The organism is Anaerolineae bacterium, from assembly GCA_014360855.1.
In the GTDB taxonomy this organism is placed as follows: domain Bacteria; phylum Chloroflexota; class Anaerolineae; order JACIWP01; family JACIWP01; genus JACIWP01.
The window spans coordinates 1-4,540 of sequence record JACIWP010000242.1 but is presented as its reverse complement, the minus strand read 5'-3'; the positions used below and the strand labels follow the sequence as shown (position 1 = coordinate 4,540).

The 4,540-nt window shown below is 66.1% G+C and carries 4 protein-coding genes; 3 read left to right on the top strand and 1 reads right to left on the bottom strand.

Translation table 11 applies throughout. The annotated features are described in order from the left end of the window. The coding region (locus H5T60_11885) for a hypothetical protein (protein MBC7243131.1) at nucleotides 1-1,645 on the bottom strand (1,645 nt) is incomplete at its 3' end. Between the two features lie 17 nt (nucleotides 1,646-1,662). Here H5T60_11885 and H5T60_11880 point away from each other — a divergent pair. The 3 genes from H5T60_11880 to H5T60_11870 are packed head-to-tail and all read left to right on the top strand — an operon-like array spanning nucleotide 1,663 to nucleotide 4,496. Further along, nucleotides 1,663-1,827 carry a hypothetical protein gene (locus H5T60_11880; GenBank protein MBC7243130.1) on the top strand — a complete coding sequence of 55 codons (165 nt, stop codon included), beginning with the start codon at nucleotides 1,663-1,665 and terminating at the stop codon, nucleotides 1,825-1,827. A gap of 44 nt (nucleotides 1,828-1,871) precedes the next feature. Beyond that, on the top strand, nucleotides 1,872-2,321 hold the full coding sequence (locus H5T60_11875; protein ID MBC7243129.1) for a GatB/YqeY domain-containing protein: 450 nt from the start codon (nucleotides 1,872-1,874) through the stop codon (nucleotides 2,319-2,321). A gap of 12 nt (nucleotides 2,322-2,333) precedes the next feature. Beyond that, a complete protein-coding gene (locus H5T60_11870) occupies nucleotides 2,334-4,496 on the top strand; it encodes an HDIG domain-containing protein (GenBank protein MBC7243128.1) in 2,163 nt (720 codons plus the stop codon). Nucleotides 4,497-4,540 lie beyond the last annotated feature (44 nt).

Below are 4,540 nucleotides of genomic sequence, written 5' to 3'. Positions count from 1 at the left end.
GTTCCCACAGCACGAAGTCCGCCAGGGGGTCCGGCTCGATGGGCGGGATGAGGGTGCCCGCAGTCCTCGGGAAGACGCACGGCAGTTGCTCCACCAGTATTGCCAGGTCCAGTTCATCCCCCTTTTTCGCTCCGCGGATGGGGCCGAAGTGCTGTCCCATGAAATCCGCCAGCGATGGGGCGTCGGGGAAGGGCCGGCCCAGCGTGGCCAGCACCTGCAGACGCTCCAGATAGTCAATGATGGCCTTCTTTGCCCAGCCCACACCTTGCTCGTCCATCCATGGCCCGAGACAGCGCGCCCAGGCCTCCCGTTCGCGCTGCCAGGTGTGTCTCAGGATTTCGCGTTCGTCCGAGGGCTGGTCCAGGCGCTGGCCGGCAGAGGCGTGCAGGGCCAGCAGAGAAAGGGAAAGGGGCGACGCCGGAAGTTCCTCGGCCCGATAGGTGATAGGCTGTGGGGGTGGGGCCGGCTGGTATTGGACCAACCGCTCCCGGGCGGTGGTGAAGAATGCCTGCCGCTCCGGCGGGGTTTGCAGGGCCGGCATTGCGCGGGGCGCTCGCTCCATGCCGGGCAGGGAGAGGAACTCGACCCAATCCACATAGGATGGGTCGCTGGCGCGGTGCAGGAGCTGGTCCAGCCAGTCCGGGGAGGTGCGCTCCAGGAAGACGACGGCCAGCGGCGCGTCGCGCCTTCGCTCGCGCACCGCTTCCGCGGCGGCTGTCAGCAGGGTCTCCGCCTCGGCCTGGCGGTTTGCAGCGTAGTCCAGGATCAGCAGGGTCGGGCGGGTGTCCGCCATCAGGAGCCGGGCGTTCTTGTGGTCCAGGCGGCCCTGGCGCAGGAAGCCGGCCCACCAACCCTGCCGGCGCAGTGCCGCGCCGGCCTCGATGAGCAGGCGCGTTTTGCCGGCGCCGCCGGGCGCCGTGTAGATGCGCAGTCCGACCTTCTTCTCCTGCGCGTCCAGGCCCTGTGCCCACTTCACCAGGTCATCCCGCGCCTCCTGGAAGGGAGCGCCGGTATAGGGGATGAGCTGGTACTTCGGATGCAGGAGGTAGGGACGCAGTTCGCTGATGGCCGGCGGTTCCTCCACCGGCCAACCCAGGATATCCGCCGGCATGCCCAGCAGGACGGTAATGGCCCCGTGCAGTGTATCGAGCTGTTCCTGCATGTGCTCCGTGCGCTGGTCTATGGCCAGGATGCGGGTAGTGGTGATGATCCGGTTGAAGTCGGGGTGGTGCGCCAGGTACGTGCGCAGTATGGTCATGTAGAGGGCGGCGGCTTCTGCCTCCCCGTGGGAGACTCCCGGCCGGCCGGCGAATTCCTGTTCCAGGAGCTGTTGGAGCGCGCCCTCGTCCCAGTGCTGGAGCAGTCTCTGCAGGGCCTGCTGGAAGGCCGGCCGATCGTGCTGGGGCATGTCGTGCACCCAGCCGGCGGCGTTCCCCAGTCCCCGTTTGATTGCCTCCTGGATGAATTCCGCCTCGGCCTCCTGGAGCAGTGCGGTGAGTTGGGCCTTGGCCTCGGCGGATTGGCGCAGTCCCTTGATGCCGCGCAGGGCGTACTGGGCCAGGCCGGCGCAGGGGATGCCGCAGGCTTCCAGCACCTCCAGGATGGCGTCTACCGTCTGTTCGATGTGTTCCGGCGTGATGTGCATCCCGTCCCTCCGGCGCGATGGAAAGGGAGGTCGGCGCCGGCGGGCGGCGGGGGAAGCAGGGGGCCGGCGCGCCGCAGGGTCCTGCTGTGCTCATCATACCACATCCCGCCGCCGGCGTCAACGGGGCCGCGCCTACAGGGAGGGGGGTCGAAAGGTTGACAGCCCTGCCGGCGCGGTTATAATCAACCGTACAGCGCTCACTGCTGTTCGGTTCAGGAGGTAGGTCATGACGACGTTGGAGCAGAGGATCGATCAGGATTACGTGGAAGCCATGCGCGCCGGCGATGAACTGCGCAAGGAGACCCTGCGTTTTCTGCGCGCCGCCATCAAGTCCGCACGGATTGATAAGCGCGCCCCCCTCACCGAGGAGGAGATCTGGGAGATCATCAGGCGGCAGGTCAAACAGCGGCGTGAGTCCATCGAGCAGTTCCGCAAGGGGCAGCGCGAGGATTTGGCGGCGAAGGAGGAGGCCGAGCTGGCCATTATCGAGTCCTATTTGCCGGCGCAGTTGAGCCGCGAGGAGATCGCCGCGCTGGCGCGCCAGGTTATCGCCGAGGTGGGGGCGGCCGGCCCGCGCGATATGGGGAAGGTGATGGGGAAGCTGATGCCGCAGGTGAAGGGTCGCGCCGATGGCCGGCTGGTCAACGAAGTAGTGCGCGAACTGCTGGGCGGATGAGCGGTTGATATCATGGCCAAACGCGCTGGGCAGTCCGGTTTGCTGGCGTCGTACCGCAGGAAGGGGACGGGTTGGGGTTTTTACCTGCGCAACCTGCTGTACCTCGTCATTTTCTGGCTGGTTGCGACCGCTGTCCTGGCCCTGCCTTTCCCGCCGGCCGGCGGCCTGCAGTTGCAGGAAGGGGATGTCAGCCCGACCGACGTGCGCGCCCCGCGCCGCTTCTCCTTCGTCAGTCAGGTGCTGACCGAACAGGCGCGCCAGCGGGCCGAGGACGCGGTCCAGGATATTTACGACCCTCCGCAGGCCCGCATCGCCCGTCAGCAGATCGAGCGCGCCCGGGCGGTGCTCAACTTCGTCGATATGGTGCGCACAGACCCCTTTGCCTCCACGGCCCGCAAGAGCGAATGGCTGGGCAGTATCGCCGATGTCAGCCTCAGCCCGGAGGCCATCAAGGCCCTGCTGATGATGGATGACCGCACCTGGAAGGATGTCTCGGCCGAGATCATCAATGTGCTCGACCGGGCCATGCGGGAGGAGATCCGTAGTTCCAACCTGGAGGCGGTCAAGCGGACGGTGCCGGCGCTGGTCAGCCCACAGTTCAATGAGGAGCAGAACCTGGTCATCAGCCAGTTCGTGCAGGGCCTCCTGCGGCCCAACGCCTTCTTCAACGCTGAGAAGACCGCTGAGGCCCGGCGCAAGGCGCGCGAATCGGTCCAACCCATCACCCGCACCTTTGAGGAAGGGGAGATCATTGTGCGCGCCGGCGAGATCGTGGATGCGCTGGACGTGGAGGCGCTGGAGGCGCTGGGCCTCCAGCAGGAGCGCGTCGGCTGGAACGATATCCTGGGCGCCGGCGGCTTTGCCTTGCTCTGCTCCGTCTGGCTGGGCCTGTACATGGTGCGCCATCTGCCGCTCCTGCGCTCGCACCCGCGCTACAGCACCCTGCTCTTCGTCCTGCTGGTGACCTTTACCATCCTGCTCAAGGTCATGGTCCCCGGCCAGACCATGCTGGCCTATATGTTTCCGGTGGCCGCCCTGGCATTCCTGATCACCGTGTTGGTGGAGTTTCCCATTGCCCTGGGTGCGGTGCTGGTGGTCTCCCTGCTGGCCGGCTACCTCTCGCGCGGCTCGCCGGAGCTGATGGTGTATCTGCTCTTGAGCGGGCTGTTCGCCGGCCTGGTGCTGGCGCGCAGTGAGAAGCTCAGCGCCTTTTTCTGGGCCGGCCTGTTCGTCTCCGTCGTCAATGTCGCCATTATCCTGATCTTTCAACTGCCGGCGAACGTGTATGATCCCCTGGGCCTGCTGGGCGTGGTCAGCATGGGCTTTGTGAACGGCCTGCTGTCGGCCGGCGTCACCCTGGCCACCTTCTACTTCCTGGGGTCGGTGTTCGGCATCACCACCACCCTGCAGTTGATGGAGCTTCTGCGCCCCACCCATCCCCTTCTGCGGGAACTGCTCCTGAAGGCGCCGGGCACCTATCATCACAGCATTCTGGTCAGCAATATGGCGGAGGAAGCCGCCAACCGCATCGGCGCGGATACCCTGCTCACCCGGGTGGGGGCCTATTACCACGACATCGGCAAGATCAAACGGCCCTATTTCTTCGTCGAGAACCAGATGGATGGGGTCAACGTGCATGAGGGGCTGGACCCGCTGACCAGCGCGGATATCATTCGCCGGCATGTCGAGGAGGGGCTGGAGCTGGCGCGCGAGTACAAACTGCCGCCGGCGATCCAGGCCTTCATCCCCGAGCACCACGGCACCACGGTGGCGAGCTATTTCTATCATCTGGCGAAGGAAAAGGCCGCCGACCCGTCCCAGGTCAACGAGGACGATTTCCGCTACCCGGGCCCGAAGCCGCAGTCGCGCGAAACCGCTATCGTCATGCTGGCGGATGGGTGCGAGAGCGCCGTGCGCAGTAAGCGGCCCACCTCGCCGGAGGAGATTGACGAGATCGTGTACAAGATGATCCGCAACCGCCTGCTGGATGGGCAGTTGGATGAGTGCAACCTGACCATGCGCGATTTGCAGACGATCCGCGAGGCATTCGTGGCCATGCTGGCGGCGGTGTTCCACCCTCGCATTCAGTATCCGGAGCCGGCCGCCGCGCCCCCGCCGGAAGGGCCGGCCGCGCCCACGCCGGCGGGCATTCCCTCCCAGGAGAGGCCTTCATGATGCATCAGGAACTGCTGGAAGTCACGCTGATGTACGGGGAGCAC